This window comes from Streptomyces sp. NPDC088194, from assembly GCF_040702025.1.
In the GTDB taxonomy this organism is placed as follows: domain Bacteria; phylum Actinomycetota; class Actinomycetes; order Streptomycetales; family Streptomycetaceae; genus Actinacidiphila.
Window position 1 is genome coordinate 1 of record NZ_JBFBIV010000011.1, and the last position, 17,458, is coordinate 17,458.

Below are 17,458 nucleotides of genomic sequence, written 5' to 3' on the forward strand. Positions count from 1 at the left end.
TCGATGGACACGAACGCCGCGAGCAGGAGCGCACCGGCCACGAGCGCGACGATCACGCGGGCCGCTCCCCAGCCCGCGTCAGGTGCGGCCGAGACCACGAGCTTGCCGACCGCCGGGTACGGCCCGAGCGCGTCGGCGCCCGAGCAGCCCGCCTCCGCGGCCGCGGTGTGCAGGAGCTGCGGGGCGATCTCCGGGCCGATCAGGCACGGCGCGAGCGCCAGCGTGGAGGAGCCCGAGGACCGCAACTGCTCGGCGGTGCCCGCGATCGCGCCGTCCACGTCCAACGCGGCGGCCAGCACCGGCACCGCGAGCCGCGCGGCCAGCAGCAGCCCGGTCACGCCGGCGGCCTGCGCCGCCTCCTCGCCGCCGACCGTGGCCAGGATGATGCCGTCGGCCGCCGTGGCGACCGTGAACAGCCGGGCGCGGTCGGCGCGGGCCAGGCCCGCCTCCGACAGCCGGACGTGCAGCGCCTCGGCGAGCAGCGGGTGCGGGCCGAGCACGTCGGTCAGCTCCACCTGCGCCTTGCTGTCCACCATCGCCTGCTTGATCCGGCGCAGCACGGCCGCCTCGGGGCCGGCCAGCAGCGGCACCACGACCGCCGAGGTGTCCTCTCCGGGCCGTTCCACCGCCACCTGGTCCAGCACGCCCCGCAGCGACGGGAACTCGTCCAGGTCGCCGTCCTCGCCGTCCACGAAGGCGATCCGGGGGTCGAGCCCGGACAGCTCGGAGCGCGCGATGCTCACGACCTCCTCGGCCAGGCTGAGCGCCGCTGCGGTCGGGGTGCCCGGCACGGCGAGGACCAGCACCGGCGAGCCCTCGGGCGCGCTGAGCGCCTCCGGGCGGCGGTGTCGTCCCGGCTGGCGCGGACGCGGCATTCGAACGGGGAGGCCGGAGGCGGGCCCTGTGGCATTGCTCATGGCGACGCATGCTAACGCCTTGCGCCACCTGCTTGTTCGCCCGGGTGCGAAGGAGGTCAGACCTGTCCAGAAGTGTCCGTTTCACCGGTCACGTTCGGTCAGTGGGCGAGCCCGACCGGTACGGGCGGCGCCGGCCTCACGCGCCCGGGCGGTCCGTCACCGTGAGCAGCCCCGGGTCGAGCGGCAGGGTGAGGTGGCCGTGGTGGGCGGCGCCGGCGATCAGCACCGCGCCGTCCAGCGGGTCGCCCGCCGCCGGCACGAGGGTGGCACCGGGCAGCAGTTCGGCCGCCAGTTCCCGCAGCGGCCCCAGCAGCGGCTCGCCCGTCCTGAACAGCCCGCCGGCCAGCGCCACGTCCACCGGGCCGGTGCCGGGCCGTACGGCGGCGGCCGACTCCAGGATGTGCCGCGCCGCCTGCCGCAGGATTCCGGCGGCCACCGGGTCGTCGCCCGCGTGGCGCGCCACCTGCGGGGCGAACGAGGCGAGCACCGCCGCCCGGTCCGGCCGCGGGTAGAGCCGGCCCGGCATCGCGTCCAGCGGCCCGAACTGCTTCTCGGCCGCGGCCAGCAGCGCCGGCGAGCCGCCGGCCCGCCCGTCGTGGGCGCGCATCGCCGCGTCCAGGCCGGCCCGGCCGATCCAGGCGCCGCCGCCGGCGTCGCCCAGCAGATGGCCCCAGCCGTCCGCGCGGCGCCAACCGCCGTCATCCGCCGAGGTGCCGAGCGCGATCATGCCAGTGCCCGCGGCTACGACCACGCCGGGGCGCAGCCCGAGCGCGCCCGCGTACGCCGTCACGGCGTCGCCGGCCAGCGCCAGGCGCCGTACCCCGAAGGCGTCGGCGAGGGCGTCCGGCAGGCGGTCGCGCAGGTCGTCGCCGAGGGTGGCCATCCCGGCCGCGCCGACGCAGGCGGCCGCGATCCGCCGCGCCCCGGCGGCGGCCATCAGCCCCTCGACGAGCGGCAGGACGCGCTCCAGCAGGCTCGCCGCGTCGATGCCGCGCGGCCCGGTGACGGCGGGGCGGTCGGCGGCGGCAACGGTCGCCACGGAGGTGTCCACGGTGGCGGGCGCCCCGGTCCGGTCCGCCGACCGCGTGGGGCCGGTGACCGCGTCGGCGGGCGCGAGGGACACCCGCACGCCGGAGCCGCCGGAGTCGACGCCCAGCACCCAGGAGGGGCCGGCGTCGGAGGAGGAGTGCCGCACGCCTCAGCCGAGCCCGCGCGAGTCCTGCTTGAGCGCGGTGTCCACGGTGAGCGCGGACGCCACGACCATGCTCAGCAGCGGGTCGGCGAGCTGCCGGTGGATCTGCAGCACGTAGTTGTCGGCCGTGGTGAACATCGTCTTGGCCAGACCTTCCCAGGTCTTGGTGATCCGGCCGATCTCGGTGTCGGTGTGGTCCACGATGGCGAAGTTCCAGGCCCGCCAGTTCTCGGCCTTGATCGCGCCTATCTGCTGGCCGTTGTACATGAAGCCGAACTTGATCTTGCCGAAGGCGTTCTGCTGGACGATCTCGCCCAGCGGCTCGCCGTTCGCCCGGTGCACCAGCACCTTGGACTTGATGAACTTCGCCGGGCGGGTGAGCACCAGGTGCGGCTGGCCCTGGGCGTCCCGCACCTCCAGCTTGTGGGTGAGGAACTGGTCCACGCTGGAGACGAACCGCAGCACCTTCTTGGCGGTGCTCTGGCCGACCTCCACCACCGAGCCCAGGGTGCGGCCGTTCTGGTCGAAGACGGTGTACTCGTTGACCAGCTCGATCAGCTTGGCCTTCTGGTTCACCACGAGCACCGGCTCGGTGAACAGGGTGCCGCCGCCGTAGCCGGGCGACATCACACCGGCCTGGCCCTGGACCTGGTGCTGGATCTTCGACGGGTCGGGCGTGCGGCTGACGTCCAGCTCCCAGGCGTTGCCGCCCTCCTGCTTGGGCGCGCCCTGCTGGCCCGGGACCTGGCCGGGGTTGGTGTGCTCGGTCCACTGGGCGCCGTCCCAGTACCGGAGCAGATTCGGAGTGCCCTGCGGGTCGGCGTACCAGCCGGCCGGGGTGTTGGAGTGCGTCGTCACCCGGGCAGACTACCGTGGGGCGCGGCTCAGGGCAGTTGCCAGTTCACCGGTTGGGCGCCCTGCTGCGCCAGCAGATCGTTGGCGCGGCTGAAGGGGCGCGACCCGAAGAAGCCCCGGTCCGCCGACATCGGCGACGGGTGCGCGGACTCGATCGCGGGCAGCTCGCCCAGCAGCGGCCGCGCGTTGCGCGCGTCGCGGCCCCACAGGATCGACACCAGCGGGCGGCCGCGGCCGGCCAGCGCCCTGATCGCCTGCTCGGTCACCTGCTCCCACCCCTTGTCGCGGTGCGCGGCCGGGCGGCGCGGCGCCGTGGTCAGCGCCCTGTTGAGCAGCAGCACGCCCTGCTGCGTCCAGGGCGTCAGGTCGCCGTTGGACGGCCGGGGGGCGCCGATGTCGCCGTGCATCTCGCGGAAGATGTTCTCCAGGCTGCCCGGCAGCGGCCGCACGTCCGGCGCCACCGAGAAGCTCAGGCCGACCGCGTGCCCCGGTGTCGGATACGGGTCCTGGCCGACGATCAGCACCTTCACCTCGTCGAAGGGCTGCTGGAACGCGCGCAGCACGTTCGCCCCCGACGGCAGGTAGGTGCGGCCGGCGGCGATCTCGGCCCGGAGGAAGTCCCCCATCGCCGCGATCCGGTCCGCCACGGGTTCGAGCGCCTTCGCCCAGCCCGCCTCGACGATTTCGTGCAACGGTCGCGCAGTCACGGTCCGTCACTCTACTGGCTCAACAGCCGTGCCGTGTACCGGAGTCCGCGATCAAGGTGCCAGGTGCCGGGCCCGTTCCCAGGTACCGGGCCCCGGTCAGGAGCCCTCGACGGCGCGGGCGGTCCCGGACCGGTCCTGCTGGTCGCGCGGGTCCTGCGGGCAAGGCGGCGAGCCCGCCTGCCAGTTCAGGCCGTACCGTTGGAACAGCTCCGCCCGCAGCCGGGCCACCGGCATCGGCGCCCCCGGCAGCAGCAGGGCCACGGTCGCGCCCATCAGCAGTGCCCGCAGCAGCCGGTACTCCTCCTGCGGCGCCTGCGCACCCCACCGCGTCACCGCCAGCTCCAGCAGCGCCGCCAGCCGCTGCTGCTCCGGGCACTGGATGAAGCCCTCGTCCGCGAGTATCTGGGCCATGTGGATGCGCATCAGCTTGGTGTGCGTGACGGTCAGCCCGAGGATGGCGTCGATCGCCCGCGCCAGCACCTCGTCGCCGTCGGCCGGGGCCGGCTCCGCGTCCAGCGCCGCGGTCAGCTCCTGGTTCATCAACCGGTGCACCGCGGACTGCACCAGCGCGCGCTTGCCCGAGTAGTAGTACGACACCAGGCCGCGGGCGGAACCGGCCCGTCGCGTGATGTCGGCCAGCGTCGTGGCCTCGTAGCCGCGCTCCTCGACCAGTTCGACGGTCGCCTGCAGGAGGCGATCGATCGAACGCTGACGCATCGCTTCATTGACCGATGCGCTACGAGGGGACATGATGAACTCCTGCGTTGACTGGCTGCGAGCCAATATACTCAACGCGGCTCGCCGGGCCAGATGGATGGCGGGTGTACGGGGATCGGGCGCCGGCTCCGGCGACACGGGGGATCGCCGGAGCGGGCGCCCGATGTACTCCCTACGGCTCGTGCCGCTCCGGCTCCCGGTGAGCGCTTTCCGCACCGTCCGGCTCCGCACCGTCCGGCTCCGCACCGTCCGGCTCCGCACCGTCCGGCTCCGTACCGACAGGCTCCGCACCGTCCGGCTCCGTACCGACGGGCGGGTCCAGCACGGCGAGCAGCGCGTCGGGCCGGTCCGCGACCGGCAGCGGGTCCACCAGCAGGAACCGGCAGCCCAGGGCCGCCGCGCCGCCGTCGGCGGCCGCGTTGTCCCCGACCATCACCGCTTCCCGCACCGCGTCGCCGGTGACGCCGAGCGCCTCCAGCGCCACCTGGAACAGCCGCGGGTCCGGCTTCTGCACCTCGTGCTCGTAGCTGAGCACGAAGGCGTCGATGTCGTCCGCCACGCCGTGCACCCGGAAGATCGGGCGCAGGTCCCAGCCGATGTTGCTCACCACCGCCACCGGCACCCCGCGCTCGCGCAGCCCGGCCAGCACCTGGGCGGTGTCCGGATACGGCTGCCACGCCGCCGGGGTGCGGTGCCGTTCGTACAGCGCGTCGTGCACGTCCCACGGCAGCCCCGCCGCGCGGGACAGGGCCGTGTACGCCTCCCGGTGCAGCTCCGCGGTCAGGTCCCGCGCCTGCCACACCTCGACCAGGTCCGCCGGCACCGCGGTGGGCGACTGCCCGCCGGGCTGCGCGCCGACCCGCTCCAACTCCTGTGCGTACTTGATGACTTCGTCGTCCGCGACCTCGATGCCCTCGGCCGCGAGCGCGCCCCTGAGCCATCGCTCGCAGGGCTCGATCCGGAACAGGGTGCCCGAGAAATCGAACATGACCGCCTTGATGGTGCCTCCCCGGTAGTGGTCGCTCGGCTCCAGCATTCCAGACGCGTTCCGGGGCGGTTCGGGTGCACGGTGTGTTTTCGGACGGCCGGGCCGGCGGGGCTGGTCGCCGCACCCGGCAGGTCAGGTCAGGGCGTGCAGGCCGGGGCCGAAGGTGATGATCAGGGGGACGGCCGGGACCAGCAGCGACAGGACGGTCAGCCGCAGCCGTTGCGCGACGGGGAGCCGCGGGACCGGTGCCAGCAGGCGGTTGACGCGGCCGGGGAGTTCGGCGAGCGGCCCGGGGGAGGGGCCGAAGACCCCGCGCGGCTCGTTGAGTTCGACCAGCGCGAGGGCGGTGGTGAGGCGGCCGAACCGGCGCGACGCGGTGTCGTCGGCGGCGAGTTCGATCAGGTGGTGGACCTGGTCGCGGAAGGCGGCGAAGACGGGGACCTGGGGGAACCCGCCGGCGAGCGCGCCCGCGCAGTGCAGCAGGAGGTCGTGCCGGGCGCGGGCGTGGCCCTGCTCGTGGGCGATGACGGCGTCGAGTTGGCGTCCCTTGAGCCGGCCGAGCGCGGCCGTGGTGATCACCAGTCGCGGCTCCGCGCCGGACAGCCACCACGCGTCGGAACGAGGGTCCTCCAGCACCACCAGCCGCTCGCCGGGCGGCACGGACTCGCCGGGCAGCCGGGGCGCGCGCACCTGGAGTTCGGCCCGGCGGGAGCGCCGCCGGCCCCGGGCGGTGCGCACCTCGCGGGTGAGCATCGCCGCGGTCCACACGCCGCCGAGCGCGAGCAGGACCGCGAGCGCGCCGGCCCACCGGCCGTATCCGGGCAGCCCGTAGGCGTCCTCGACGCCGCGCGGCGCGAACGCGAAGACGTGGCCGCGGACCGCCACCCAGGCGGCCGAGGCGGTGAGCGCCATCGCCGACACGCAGCACAGCAGCACCGCGGCGACCACGCACTGCCACACCCACAGGGCGAGTACCGGCTCGCGCTCGGGCCAGTCGGCACGTGCGAGCAGACGCGGCGCCGTCGCCGCCGCCAGTGCGCCGAGAACCAGCAGCACGAACGGGACCGTCATGCTGATCACCCTAGGAGTCGCCTTGCTCACAGGGACGTGGCAGCGCGCCGATGTGACGCACGACTCACCGGGTCCGCGCGGCCGTCGGGACCGGCCGGGCCGCGCGGCTCACATGACGAGCAGCATGACGACCATGCCCAGCGCCATCGAGACCCGGCAGGCGACGGCCACCTCGGGGGCGTGCCGCAGCTGTACCCGCCCGCGCGACGGCGCGTGTGGCGACGGTCCGGGTGAGGCTCCGCCCGATGGCGCGGCGGCCGGTCCGGCGGCAGGTCCGGCGACCGTGGCAGCGACCGTCGCGGCGCCGGGTATCAGCCCGCCGGGCGCCGCAACGGGCACGGGCACGGGCGCGTACGCGAGCCGCACGCCCGTACGCAGCACGTAGACCGCGAAGTAGAGGAGGAACAGGCCGGTCAGCGCGGAGCTGCCCGCGCCGCCCATCACCATGGTGTGCCCCGCGCCGGACGGCGCGGCCCGCGCCATGGCGAACGCCATGTAGACCATGGCGGCCGAGCAGACCACGTGGTGCACCCGGTGCCCCGAGGCGTGCCGGCCGGGGAGCACGGCGCGCAGCGCGGCCATCGCGTAGACGACCGCGAAGACGGGGGCGGCCCAGCGGTGCGGGTCGAGCACGGAGACCGGCACGGCCATCACCGCCATGCCGGCGCCCATCACCGCCTCGTCCTTGTCCTCGGCGCGCACCAGGCACGACACGGCGGCGGCCGCGCTCAGCGCCACGAGGAGCCATGCGACCAGCAGCGGTTCGCGCATCGGTGATCCCCCTCCCGTCCGCCCTGCTCCGAGCCGTGCCGAGCCGCCCCGACCGGCACGCCCCACCCCACCCCGGCACGGCCGCGGCCCGGTCCCGTCCGGTCCGGTCCGCCTGTCCGTTCGGGTCCTACCCGGCCAGGCGGGCGCGCAGCCGAGCGCACGGGATCGCCCGGGGGAGTGCGCCGAACCGGCGCGCGCCCCCTCGGCGGGGGCGGCGCCACGCGCGGGGGTGCCGCCCGCCGGCCGGCGCACGGGCCTCGGCGACGGTGGCCGCCTTCGGTAGCCTGACCGGCATGGACACCGCATCCCTCAGCTTCCGCCCCGCGACCCCCGCCGACGTGACCGAGCTCGTGGCCCTGGTCGAGTCCGCCTACCGCGGCGACACCAGCCGCACCGGGTGGACCACCGAGGCGGACCTCATCGAGGGGCAGCGGACCGACCCGCAGGGCGTGCTGGACGTGGTGGAGAAACCGGACGGCATGATGCTGGTGGTCGAGCGCGACGGTGAACTGGTGGCCTGCTGCCAGCTCGAACACCGCGGCCTGCACGCCTACTTCGGCATGTTCGCGGTCCGCCCCGCGCTCCAGGGCGCCGGCCTCGGCAAGGTGATCATCGCCGAGGCCGAGCACGTCGCCGCGAAGGAGTGGGGCGTGTCCGAGATGCACATGACGGTGATCAGCGCCCGCGAGGAGCTGATCGCCTGGTACGAGCGCCGCGGCTACTCCCGCACCGGCGAGATGTCGCCCTTCCCCTACGGCCAGGAGCGGTTCGGCCGCCCCACCCGCGACGACCTGGAGTTCGAGCTGCTGACGAAGCGGCTCGGCTGACCGCGGCCGCCTGCCGTACGGCCTCGGCCCGGCGCCGCGCTCACAGCCGCCCGGCCGCCGTGATGCGCCGCAGGAAGTCCTGGGTACGCCGCTCGCGCGGGGCGCCGAAGACCTCGGCGGGGGTGCCGCGCTCCAGGATCACCCCGCCGTCGAGGAAGCACACCTGGTCGGCGACCTCGCGGGCGAAGGCCATCTCGTGGGTGGCGATCACCATCGTCATGCCCTCCTCCTTGAGGTCACGGACCACCGCGAGCACCTCGCCGACCAGTTCCGGGTCGAGCGCGGCGGTGATCTCGTCGAGGAGCAGCAGGCGCGGCCGGGTCGCGACCGCCCGCAGCAGCGCGACCCGCTGCTGCTGGCCGCCGCTGAGCCGGTCCGGGTACTCGCGGGCGCGGTCGGCCAGGCCGAGCCGCTCCAGCAGTTCCCGGGCCCGGGCCTCGGCCTGCGGGCGCGGCTCCTTGTGCACGCGGCGGGGCGCCAGGGTGATGTTGTCCAGCACCGTCATGTGCGGGAAGAGGTTGTACGCCTGGAAGACGACGCCGATCCGGCGCCGTACGTCGTCGACGTCGGTGCGCGGGTCGGTGATGTCCTCGCCGTCCAGGAAGATCGCGCCGTCGTCGACGTCCTCCAGCAGGTTCGCGCAGCGCAGCAGCGTGGACTTGCCCGAGCCGGACGCACCGATCAGCGCGGTGACGGTGTGCGCGGGCACGTCGAGCGCGATGTCGCGCAGCACCACGGTGTCGCCGTAGGTCTTGCGGACGGCCTCCAGCCGCAGCACGGGTTCGGCGCTCAACGCGGGTTCAGCCCCGGGCACGGGTACGGGTGCGGCGGCCGGCCGTCCACCCGCGTCGCCGGGCCCGTCCCCGAGGCCCGCCGCCCCGATGTCCTTCGCCCCACCGGGGTGCACCCCGGCTTCCTTCGCCCCGCCGGTCTTCGCCTTGCCGGTCTCGGCCCCGCCGGTCTTCGGCCCGTCCGCCGGGCGGCCTTCCGCGCTCATACCGCGCCTCCCTGCGACTGCCGCCGGTTCATCCGCGCGGCCACCCAGTCGGTGAAGCGCGTCATGGGGATGGTGATCGCCACGAAGATCAGGCCCGCGATGACGTAGGGCGTGTAGTTGAAGTCGCGGCTGGCGATGATCTGCGCGGCGTAGACCGCGTCCACCGCGCCGCCGATCGAGACCAGGCCGGTGTCCTTCTGCAGGGAGACCAGGTCGTTGAGGAGCGGGGGCACCACCCGGCGGACGGCCTGCGGCAGCACGACGTAGCGCATCGCCTGGGCGTTGCTGAGGCCGAGCGAGCGGGCGGCGGCGCGCTGGCTGGGGTGCACGCTCTCGATGCCCGCGCGGAACACCTCGGCCACGTAGGCGGTGTAGGTCAGGCAGAGCGCGAACGCGCCGAGCAGCACGGGGTTGTTGGTCACCCCGGTCAGCCGCAGCGCGGGGATGCCGAAGACGCACAGCAGGATGCAGATGATCAGCGGCAGCCCGCGGAAGAAGTCCACGTAGGCCGTCGCCAGGGCGCGGACGGGGAAGAACACCGGGCCGCGCAGGGTGCGCAGCAGCGCCATCAGCAGCCCGGCGGCCAGGACGACCGCGCCGCACACCGCCAGCAGCCGCAGGTTCAGCCACAGGCCGTGCAGGATCGGGTGGAGGGAGATCCGCGCGTAGTGGGCGTCGAAGAACGTCTGCCGGGTGCGGTCCCAGCCGGGCGAGTTGACGATCAGCGCGTACAGCACGGCGGCCGTCGCCAGGGTGCTGGCCGTGGCGACGGCGAACGCGCGGCGGGTGCGGGTGCGCCGGTAACGTTCCCGGGCGATCCGCCGCGCCGAGGGGCGGTACTCGTCCGGGGCACTCGTCGTACCGCCGCCGAGGTCCCGCGCCGCGGCCGGTGGCGCGGGCGCGGCGACGTCCCCGCCGCCGCGCTCCGGCCCGTCCTGGACGGTCACTTGAGCACCGGGGCGTTCACCGCGTCCGACAGCCACTTCTTCTCCAGCGCGGCGAGCGTGCCGTCCTTGCGCAGCGCTGTGACCGCCTGCGAGACGCACGGCGTGAGCTTGCTGCCCTTGTCCAGCACCAGCCCGAACTGCTCCGGTGCGGTGCCCGTGGTGGAGAACTGCCCGATCACCTTGGCGTCGGTGACCTGGGCGCCGGTGACGTAGAAGGCGGTGGGCAGGTCGACCACGATGCCGTCCACCTGGCCGTTCTTGAGGGCGGCCACTGCGAGGTCGTTGCGCTGGAAGACCGCGGGCTGCTTGGTGGGCTTCACCAGGTCGTCGATGACGTCGAGGCTGGTGGTGCCGACCTGGGCGCCGAGCTTCGCGTTCTTCAGGTCGGCCAGCGAGTGCGCCCCGGCGATCTTCGAGCCCTTGGGCGCGACGACCGCCTGCCGCACGTCGTAGTAGCCGGGGGAGAAGTCCACCGTCTTGCGGCGCTCGGGGGTGATCGAGACCTGGTTGATGTCCACGTCGAAGTTCTTGGCACCCGGCGAGAAGGCGCTGTTGAACGGCACCTTCTGCCAGACCACCTGGTCGCCGGTGTAGCCGAGTTGCTTCGCCACCGCGTAGGCGACGGCCGACTCGTAGCCCTTGCCGTTGGACGGCTTGTCGTCGACGAACCAGGGGTCGTACGCCGGGTTGTCGGTGCCGACGGTGAACTTGCCCGCCGTGCGGGTGGCGAGCCCGCCGGGGCTGCACGCGCCGGCGGTCGTGCCGGAGGCGCTGCCGGACGGCGAGGACGCCGCCGAGGAGTCGCCGTCGTCCTGCGGGGAGCAGGCGGCCAGGGCCAGGGTGAGCAGGGCGGCCGCGGCGAGGGCCGCGCGATGACGGGACGGGAGGATCGCGGGACGCATGGCGGGACCTTGGCACCCGGTGGGCCGATCTGTCCACGCCATTCGGCACTCCGTCCGGATGCCGGACCTTTGTGTCCGCGGTGTTTCCGGCCGTACGCGGTCGGTCGCGATGCCATCGCGTCAGGTGACCGCTGACCGCTGACGGCTTAGGGATCATGCCGTACGCCGTATGGCTGACGCCTTACGGCGCCGAGACTCCGTCCGTCGGTGCGCGGTCGCGGCCCAGCGCGGGCGGCAGGTCGGTGGCGGCGCCGTCCAGGCCCAGCGCGCGGGTCAGCGCCCAGTCCTGCGGGGTGTTGACGCTCCAGGCCATGACGGCGATCCCGGCCGCGTGGCAGCGGCCTACGACGTCGAGGGTGAGCTGGGTGAGGTCGAGGCTGACCAGGCGGGCGCCGACGGCCTGGGCGCGCGGCACGATGTCCGGTCCGAGGTCGCTCGCGACGAGCACGGTGGCGACCTCGGGCAGCAGGGTGTGGATCTCGGCGAGGGCGTCGTCGTGAAAGGACAGCACGCTGACCCGGCCGGTCTCGTCGCGCTCGCGCAGCACCGAGGCGAGCACCCTTGCGGCCGCGGTGTCCTTGATCTCGGCCTGGATCGGGCACGTCACGCGGTCCAGGACCTCCTCGAAGACCGGTACGCCCTCGCCCTGCCCCGCGTCCAGGCGGCGGATCTCGGCGAGGGTGAGGTCGCGGATCGGGCCGGTGCCGTCGGTGGTGCGGTCGACCGAGGCGTCGTGCATGACGACCAGGGCGCCGTCCTTGCTCAGGTGCAGGTCCAGTTCGACCTGGTCCACGCCCTCGCGCTCCGCGCGGCGGAAGGACCGCAGGGTGTTCTCCGGCTCGACGCCCATGACCCCGCGATGGCCCACGGTGAGGAAGCTCATGAGGGCACCCTAGTGCCACCGTCCGGCCTGCCGGCCGACCGCCCCGGCGCCCCTGAGCGGCCTGGCGGACGCCGCCCCCGGCGCCGCCACGACGCCCGCCCCGGGCTCGTCCCGGACGGCCCTCCCGGGTGCCGCCACGGGTCTCGGTCCGGCCTTGCCGCGCCCCGGGCACACCTCGGCGCCCACCGCAACTTTTAGCGCCCCATCCTGGAGTCGAGCCGTAAAAACTACGGCCTTCAGCGGCCTTGACCGCACAATCTCAAGGAAGTGGCCTTGAAGACGGGGCCCGGCCATGGCTACGCTGTTCGCACGACAGTTTCTTTTGTGGAGGAGGGGTCATGGGCGAAGTTCTTTCGTCGAAGGTGGCGACCGGAGGCGGGATATCCGGCGAAGGCGTGCTCGGACACCCCCAGTGGCCCGTGCTGAAGCAGGCGGTCGAGGCGATCAGGCCCTGGCAGCGCAAGGACGGTTCGATCGACTTCGACGCCGAGGACGCGCCCACCCGCGACGACGCCGCCCGCACTCTCGGCCGCGTCGTCGACGCCCTCGAACAGCTCGCCCCGCTGCTGCCGCACGACGAGGCGTACCACCGCGCCCTGACCACCGACCTGCGCCACTGGGCCGAGGGCGGCTTCGCCGTACCCGACTTCCTCGACTCGCTGCTGGCCTTCCAGCCCGCCGCCGACCGGCGCGACGGCCTCCAGCACCTGGTCGTCTTCCCGATGTACACCCAGAACGGCAACCCGGACCGCAACCTCGAAGCGGTCGTCTTCCGGGTGGTGTGGCCGGAGTGGCTCGCCGAGCTGGAGCGCACCCGCTACGACAACCCGCAGTTCGTGCCGATCACCTTCGAGGACTTCACCCCGGGCTACGACACCAACTCCGCGGTGCTCTTCCCCGAGACCGTCGCCGTGCGCAAGGCGCCCGACCGCTGGACCTGGGGCGCGATCTTCTGCGACCGCGAGGCCGCCCGCTTCCGCGCGGTCACCTCCGCCGCCGTGGACACCCTCGGCCTCGACCTGCCCGAGGACGCCGCCCGCCTGGTCGACGACCAGAAGCTCGCCCAGCAGACCTACGTGCTGTGGGACATGATCCACGACCGCACCCACAGCCACGGCGACCTGCCGTTCGACCCGTTCATGATCAAGCAGCGCGCCCCGTTCTGGATGTACGGCCTGGAGGAGCTGCGCTGCGACCTGACCACCTTCAAGGAGGCGGTCAAACTCCAGGCCGAGGGCCACCCGATGGGCCTGGGCGTGCAGTACGCGATCCTCTTCGACCGGCTCTTCCGCTTCCCGGTCACCGGCGAGCGCGTGCGCAACTACGACGGCCTCGGCGGCCAGCTGCTCTTCGCCTACCTGCACAAGCACGACGCCGTCCGCTGGACGGACAACACCCTGCACATCGACTGGGAGCGCGCGCCCCAGGTCACCACGCAGCTGTGCGGCGAGATCGAGACGCTCTACCGCGACGGCATCGACCGGCCCAAGCTCGTGCACTGGCTGGCCGCCTACGACCTGGTCGCGACCTACCTCTCGCCGAACCCCGGCTCGGTCTGGGCCAAGGGCGCGGACGCCTTGGACCTCTCGCTCCCGCCGCGCAAGCTGGTGGACGACGTGCTGCCGGACGAGTTTCCGCTCAGCATGTTCTACGAGGCCCTTGCGAAGAAGCTCCGCGAGACGATTGCCTCGACCCGGGGCATCACCGGGAACAGCGCGCTGCGAGGTGCCGCGTGACCGGTGCAGGCGAGGAGGCGGAGATGACGACCGACACGTACACAGGCGGGCTCGACGGCGCGGTGATCGCGGTCGCGGGCGCGGCGGGACCGGCCGGACGGGCCGTGCTCCAGCGGCTGGCCAGGGCCGGCAGCCATGTGGTCGCGGCCGACGCGGACCCCGAGCGGCTGGCGCAGGCGGTCGACGCCGCGCGCTACGACGCGGGCGGCGCCGACATCACCGGCGAGGTGGTGGACCTGCTGGACCTGGAGGCCGCGCAGGACTGGGCCGGCCGGATCGAGAAGGACCACGGCCGGGTCGACGGCCTGGTGCACCTGGTCGGCGGATGGCGCGGCTCCGCGTCCTTCCCCGAGACCGAACTCGCCGACTGGGACGTGCTGCACGACCTGCTGGTGCGCACCGTCCAGCGCACCACCCTCGCCTTCCACGACGGCCTGCTGCGCAGCCCCGGCGGCCGGTACGTCCTGATCAGCGCGGCCGGCGCCAGCGCGCCCACGGCCGGCAACGCGGCGTACGCCGCCGCCAAGGCCGCCGCCGAGGCGTGGACGCTGGCCATGGGCGACTCGTTCCGCAAGCTCGGCGGTGACGCCCCCAGCGCGGCGGCCACCGTACTGGTGATCAAGGCCCTGGTGCACGATGAGATGCGGGCCCAGCGCCCCAACGCCAAATTCGCCGGCTTCACCGACGTGCGCGACCTCGCCGAGGCCATCGCGGACGTGTGGAACGCAAGCCCTCAGCAAGTGAACGGGACCCGACAGTGGCTGACGCCCCGACCGTGACCGAGTCCACCGACCCCACCTCCACCCCCACCGGCGACACCGACGCCATACGGCGCCACGACCCGGGCACCCGGGGCTTCGCCAGCGACAACTACGCCGGGGTGCACCCCGAAGTGCTGGCCGCCCTCGCCCTGGCCAACGGCGGCCACCAGGTGTCCTACGGCGCCGACGCGTACACCGACCACCTCCAGGAGCTCTTCCGCGGCCACTTCGGCCCGACCGCCGAGGTCTTCCCGGTCTTCAACGGCACCGGCGCCAACGTCACCTCCCTCCAGGCGGTCACCGAGCGCTGGGGCGCGGTGATCTGCGCGGAGTCCGCGCACATCAACGTCGACGAGTGCGGCGCGCCCGAGCGGGTCGGCGGCCTGAAGCTGCTCACGGTGCCCACGGAGGACGGCAAGCTCACCCCCGAGCTGATCGACCGGCAGGCGTACGGCTTCGACGACGAGCACCGCGCGCAGCCGCAGGTGGTGTCGATCACCCAGAGCACCGAGCTGGGCACCTGCTACACCCCGGAGGAGATCAAGGCGATCTGCGACCACGCCCACGCGCTGGGCATGGCCGTGCACATCGACGGCGCCCGGATCGCCAACGCCGCCGCGAGCCTGGGGCAGCCGCTGTCCAGCTTCACCACCGACGCGGGCGCGGACATCCTGTCGGTCGGCGGCACCAAGAACGGCCTGCTGCTCGGCGAGTGCGTGGTCGTGCTCAACCCCGAGCGGGTCCGCGCGCTCAAGCACCTGCGCAAGCTGTCCATGCAGCTCGCGTCCAAGATGCGCTTCGTGTCCGTGCAGTTCGAGGCGCTGTTCGCCGGCGACCTGTGGCTGCGCAGCGCCTCGCACGCCAACGCGATGGCCCGCCGCCTGGAGCGCGCGGTGCGGGACATCGACGGGGTGACGGTCACCCAACGGGTCCAGGCCAACGCGGTGTTCGCGCTGCTGCCCCGCGAGGTCAGCGAGCGGTTGCAGAAGCGCTACCGCTTCTACTTCTGGGACGAGGCGACCGGCGAGGTGCGCTGGATGTGCTCCTTCGACACCACCGAGGAGGACGTGGACGGCTTCGCCGCCGCGATCGCCGAGGAGATGCGAGCCGGATAGCGCATGAATATGCGTAACTTCGTAAAGTGATTGATCGAGAGGTCGGTGGCTCCGTAGGCTCCTCCAGCATGGAGCCCATCCCGGAAACCACCGACCTCTCCGCGTATCTCGGCGCCGACGAGGTGCTCGACCACGACCACCCGCAGGTCCGGCAGACCGCCGCGCTGCTGCGCTCCGCCGCACCCACGCCGTATGAGTATGCGAAGGCCGCGTACGACTACGTGCGCGACGAGGTGCCGCACTCCTTCGACAGCGGCGACGACCGCGTCAGTTGGCGCGCCTCCGAGGTGCTGCGCACCCGCAACGGGATCTGCTACGCCAAGTCCCACGCCCTGGCCGCCCTGCTGCGCGCCGAGGGCATCCCCGCGGGGCTGTGCTACCAGCGCCTCACCGAGGACGACGGCCGGCCGGTCGTGCACGGGCTCGTCGCGCTGCTGCTGCCCGGCGGCGACCGCTGGACCCGGCAGGACCCGCGCGGCAACAAACCCGGTGTCGACGCCCACTTCTCCCTCGGCCGCGAGCGGCTGGCCTTCCCCGTGCGGCCCGAGAGCGGCGACTACGACTACCCGACGGTGTACGCGGCCCCGCCCGCAGCGGTGCTCGCCGCGCTGCGGGAGTCCGCCGACCGTACGGAACTGGCGGCACGGCTGCCGGCCGCGCTGGAGTGAGACCGGCGGTCCCGGACCCCGGCCGGTCCCCGCTCAGGCGGCCGTGGCCCGCTTCAGCAGCAGGTACATCTCGCAGCCCAGGCAGTAGGCGAACACCGCGTTGAGGAAGGCGGCGGCCAGCGCGCACGCGGCGGCCGCCAGGCCCAGCCACTGCGGCCCGACCAGGTAGCCGATGGTGCCGAGCACCGCGAAGAACAGCCCGACGGCCTGCGCGAAACGCGGCGGCGCCGCGTCCTCCGTCGCGGTCGGCGGCCCGAGCCGCGGCCGGAGCAGGACCCGGAACGCCCATCCGTAGGGCGACCTGGACACGCCGGCCGCCGCGCCGACGGCGAAGACGACCGCCTGCGCCGCCAGCAGCCAGCCGCTGCCGGTGACCAGCACCACCGCGAGGACGACCGTGGTCACCGCGGCACCGAAGCGGGGCCCTCGTACATCGATCTGCATGGCTGGAATCATCGCCCAAGGACGGCGTGCCGCACCCGCGGGAATCATTGCGGTCGCGTGAACGCTGCCCACGGTGGGCTTGCCGGCGTGGCCGGCGGGCCCGTAGGCACGTGGTGCGAGGACGCCCGCGGCGCGAGGGACGCGACGGGGCGCGAACGAACGACGAGGGAGGCGCGACCGCCGTGACCGGACTGATCGTCTGCCTGGCCGTGCTCGTGGCCGCGAGCGGCTACGGGATCGTGCACCGGCGCCGGGACGGGAGGATCAGGGTGCGGGCCAAGGACGGCGGGCAGCGGCTGACGGCCGACGACCTCGGGGAGCCGCTGGGGGAGCGGGCCACGCTGGTGCAATTCTCCAGCGCCTTCTGCGCGCCCTGCCGCGCCACCCGGCGGGTGCTGGGTGAGGTGGCGGGCATGGTGGACGGCGTGCGGCACGTGGAGATCGACGCCGAGGCGCATCTCGAACTGGTGCGGCGGCTGGACGTGCTGAAGACCCCGACCGTGTTCGTGCTCGACGCGCAGGGCGCGGTGGTGCGCAGGGCGGCAGGACAGCCGCGTACGGCCGACGTGATCGCCGCGCTGGGCGCCGCGGTCTGAACGCGGGGGTCTGAACGCGGGGTCCACGGACGGCGTTCCGCGGTCTGAACGCGGGTTCTGAGCGCGGGGGGTCTGGGCGCGGCGGTCCGCGGACGCCGTTCCGCGGCGGTGAGCGCGGCGGGCGCACGGGGCGGTGAGCCGGAGCGCGGTCGGCGGCGGGCGCGGTGAACCGGAGCGCGGTCGGCGGCGGCGGGGGCGGGGCCGGTCGCGGGGGCGGCATCGGGTCGCTTTGGCACCCGTCCGGCGCGACGCGGGGACGGTGTGACGGTCCTTGCATCTGCCCGTGCGCTCTTGACGGTTGACGCCGCGAATCGTCAGTCTGACGTGATGTCCCGAGACTCGCCGCAGAGCCCTCCTGCCGCTG

At 73.8% G+C, this 17,458-nt stretch carries 18 protein-coding genes and 1 pseudogene; 6 read left to right on the plus strand and 13 right to left on the minus strand.

What is annotated here, in order from left to right:
* The 8 genes and pseudogenes from AB0399_RS08110 to AB0399_RS08145 all read right to left on the minus strand — a co-directional run.
* Window positions 1-917: hypothetical protein (locus AB0399_RS08110; RefSeq protein WP_366410661.1), on the minus strand; the 917-nt coding region annotated here is incomplete at its 3' end.
* 136 nt (window positions 918-1,053) lie between these two features.
* A complete protein-coding gene (locus AB0399_RS08115) occupies window positions 1,054-2,112 on the minus strand; it encodes a BadF/BadG/BcrA/BcrD ATPase family protein (RefSeq protein WP_366410662.1) in 1,059 nt (352 codons plus the stop codon).
* A gap of 3 nt (window positions 2,113-2,115) precedes the next feature.
* Window positions 2,116-2,967, minus strand: a complete 852-nt coding sequence (locus tag AB0399_RS08120; RefSeq protein ID WP_329362463.1) for a phospholipid scramblase-related protein — start codon at window positions 2,965-2,967, stop codon at window positions 2,116-2,118.
* Window positions 2,968-2,993: 26 nt separating this feature from the next.
* A complete protein-coding gene (locus tag AB0399_RS08125; RefSeq protein WP_328472212.1) occupies window positions 2,994-3,671 on the minus strand; it encodes a uracil-DNA glycosylase in 678 nt (225 codons plus the stop codon).
* A gap of 96 nt (window positions 3,672-3,767) precedes the next feature.
* Complete coding sequence (locus AB0399_RS08130; RefSeq protein ID WP_366410663.1) at window positions 3,768-4,421, minus strand: helix-turn-helix domain-containing protein; 654 nt, start codon at window positions 4,419-4,421, stop codon at window positions 3,768-3,770.
* A 283-nt stretch (window positions 4,422-4,704) separates the two neighbouring features.
* Window positions 4,705-5,424 (minus strand): annotated as a pseudogene (locus tag AB0399_RS08135) (HAD family hydrolase); the annotation flags it as partial.
* Between the two features lie 84 nt (window positions 5,425-5,508).
* Complete coding sequence (locus AB0399_RS08140; protein ID WP_329362456.1) at window positions 5,509-6,447, minus strand: M56 family metallopeptidase; 939 nt, start codon at window positions 6,445-6,447, stop codon at window positions 5,509-5,511.
* A 108-nt stretch (window positions 6,448-6,555) separates the two neighbouring features.
* Complete coding sequence (locus tag AB0399_RS08145) at window positions 6,556-7,218, minus strand: DUF5134 domain-containing protein (RefSeq protein WP_366410664.1); 663 nt, start codon at window positions 7,216-7,218, stop codon at window positions 6,556-6,558.
* A gap of 293 nt (window positions 7,219-7,511) precedes the next feature.
* Between AB0399_RS08145 and AB0399_RS08150 the strand changes: the two genes are divergently transcribed.
* The gene (locus tag AB0399_RS08150) at window positions 7,512-8,045 is read left to right on the plus strand and encodes a GNAT family N-acetyltransferase (RefSeq protein ID WP_366410665.1); all 534 of its coding nucleotides are present in this window, start codon (window positions 7,512-7,514) and stop codon (window positions 8,043-8,045) included.
* A 40-nt stretch (window positions 8,046-8,085) separates the two neighbouring features.
* Here the strand turns inward: AB0399_RS08150 and AB0399_RS08155 are convergent, their stop codons facing one another.
* From AB0399_RS08155 to AB0399_RS08170, 4 genes are all read right to left on the minus strand, one after another.
* Complete coding sequence (locus AB0399_RS08155) at window positions 8,086-8,838, minus strand: amino acid ABC transporter ATP-binding protein (protein ID WP_366410744.1); 753 nt, start codon at window positions 8,836-8,838, stop codon at window positions 8,086-8,088.
* A gap of 200 nt (window positions 8,839-9,038) precedes the next feature.
* A complete protein-coding gene (locus AB0399_RS08160) occupies window positions 9,039-9,860 on the minus strand; it encodes an amino acid ABC transporter permease (protein ID WP_366410745.1) in 822 nt (273 codons plus the stop codon).
* A gap of 125 nt (window positions 9,861-9,985) precedes the next feature.
* The gene (locus AB0399_RS08165) at window positions 9,986-10,891 is read right to left on the minus strand and encodes an ABC transporter substrate-binding protein (RefSeq protein WP_366410666.1); all 906 of its coding nucleotides are present in this window, start codon (window positions 10,889-10,891) and stop codon (window positions 9,986-9,988) included.
* A gap of 181 nt (window positions 10,892-11,072) precedes the next feature.
* A complete protein-coding gene (locus AB0399_RS08170) occupies window positions 11,073-11,774 on the minus strand; it encodes a glycerophosphodiester phosphodiesterase family protein (RefSeq protein ID WP_366410667.1) in 702 nt (233 codons plus the stop codon).
* A gap of 338 nt (window positions 11,775-12,112) precedes the next feature.
* Between AB0399_RS08170 and AB0399_RS08175 the strand changes: the two genes are divergently transcribed.
* The 4 genes from AB0399_RS08175 (at window position 12,113) to AB0399_RS08190 (ending at window position 16,054) form a co-directional block, all read left to right on the plus strand.
* A complete protein-coding gene (locus tag AB0399_RS08175; RefSeq protein WP_366410668.1) occupies window positions 12,113-13,510 on the plus strand; it encodes a DUF6421 family protein in 1,398 nt (465 codons plus the stop codon).
* Between the two features lie 23 nt (window positions 13,511-13,533).
* Window positions 13,534-14,289 carry an SDR family oxidoreductase gene (locus AB0399_RS08180; RefSeq protein ID WP_328472232.1) on the plus strand — a complete coding sequence of 252 codons (756 nt, stop codon included), beginning with the start codon at window positions 13,534-13,536 and terminating at the stop codon, window positions 14,287-14,289.
* A complete protein-coding gene (locus AB0399_RS08185) occupies window positions 14,268-15,386 on the plus strand; it encodes a low specificity L-threonine aldolase (protein ID WP_366410669.1) in 1,119 nt (372 codons plus the stop codon). Before AB0399_RS08180 ends, AB0399_RS08185 begins: the two co-directional genes overlap by 22 nt.
* 68 nt (window positions 15,387-15,454) lie before the next feature.
* Window positions 15,455-16,054, plus strand: coding sequence for a transglutaminase family protein (locus tag AB0399_RS08190; protein WP_366410670.1), 600 nt, complete (start codon window positions 15,455-15,457; stop codon window positions 16,052-16,054).
* 33 nt (window positions 16,055-16,087) lie between these two features.
* Here AB0399_RS08190 and AB0399_RS08195 read toward each other — a convergent pair whose 3' ends face one another.
* Complete coding sequence (locus tag AB0399_RS08195; RefSeq protein ID WP_329362435.1) at window positions 16,088-16,498, minus strand: DUF4395 domain-containing protein; 411 nt, start codon at window positions 16,496-16,498, stop codon at window positions 16,088-16,090.
* A 182-nt stretch (window positions 16,499-16,680) separates the two neighbouring features.
* Between AB0399_RS08195 and AB0399_RS08200 the strand changes: the two genes are divergently transcribed.
* Window positions 16,681-17,094 carry a thioredoxin family protein gene (locus tag AB0399_RS08200; RefSeq protein WP_328472240.1) on the plus strand — a complete coding sequence of 138 codons (414 nt, stop codon included), beginning with the start codon at window positions 16,681-16,683 and terminating at the stop codon, window positions 17,092-17,094.
* Window positions 17,095-17,458: the final 364 nt, after the last annotated feature.

Coding starts and splice junctions, on each gene's coding strand:
- AB0399_RS08140 (WP_329362456.1), bottom strand. CDS start 6,447: ATGACGGTCCCGTTCGTGCTGCTGGTTCTCGGCGCACTGGCGGCGGCG.
- AB0399_RS08150 (WP_366410665.1), top strand. CDS start 7,512: ATGGACACCGCATCCCTCAGCTTCCGCCCCGCGACCCCCGCCGACGTG.
- AB0399_RS08195 (WP_329362435.1), bottom strand. CDS start 16,498: ATGCAGATCGATGTACGAGGGCCCCGCTTCGGTGCCGCGGTGACCACG.
- AB0399_RS08175 (WP_366410668.1), top strand. CDS start 12,113: ATGGGCGAAGTTCTTTCGTCGAAGGTGGCGACCGGAGGCGGGATATCC.
- AB0399_RS08145 (WP_366410664.1), bottom strand. CDS start 7,218: ATGCGCGAACCGCTGCTGGTCGCATGGCTCCTCGTGGCGCTGAGCGCG.
- AB0399_RS08180 (WP_328472232.1), top strand. CDS start 13,534: ATGACGACCGACACGTACACAGGCGGGCTCGACGGCGCGGTGATCGCG.
- AB0399_RS08190 (WP_366410670.1), top strand. CDS start 15,455: ATGGAGCCCATCCCGGAAACCACCGACCTCTCCGCGTATCTCGGCGCC.
- AB0399_RS08130 (WP_366410663.1), bottom strand. CDS start 4,421: ATGTCCCCTCGTAGCGCATCGGTCAATGAAGCGATGCGTCAGCGTTCG.
- AB0399_RS08165 (WP_366410666.1), bottom strand. CDS start 10,891: ATGCGTCCCGCGATCCTCCCGTCCCGTCATCGCGCGGCCCTCGCCGCG.
- AB0399_RS08170 (WP_366410667.1), bottom strand. CDS start 11,774: ATGAGCTTCCTCACCGTGGGCCATCGCGGGGTCATGGGCGTCGAGCCG.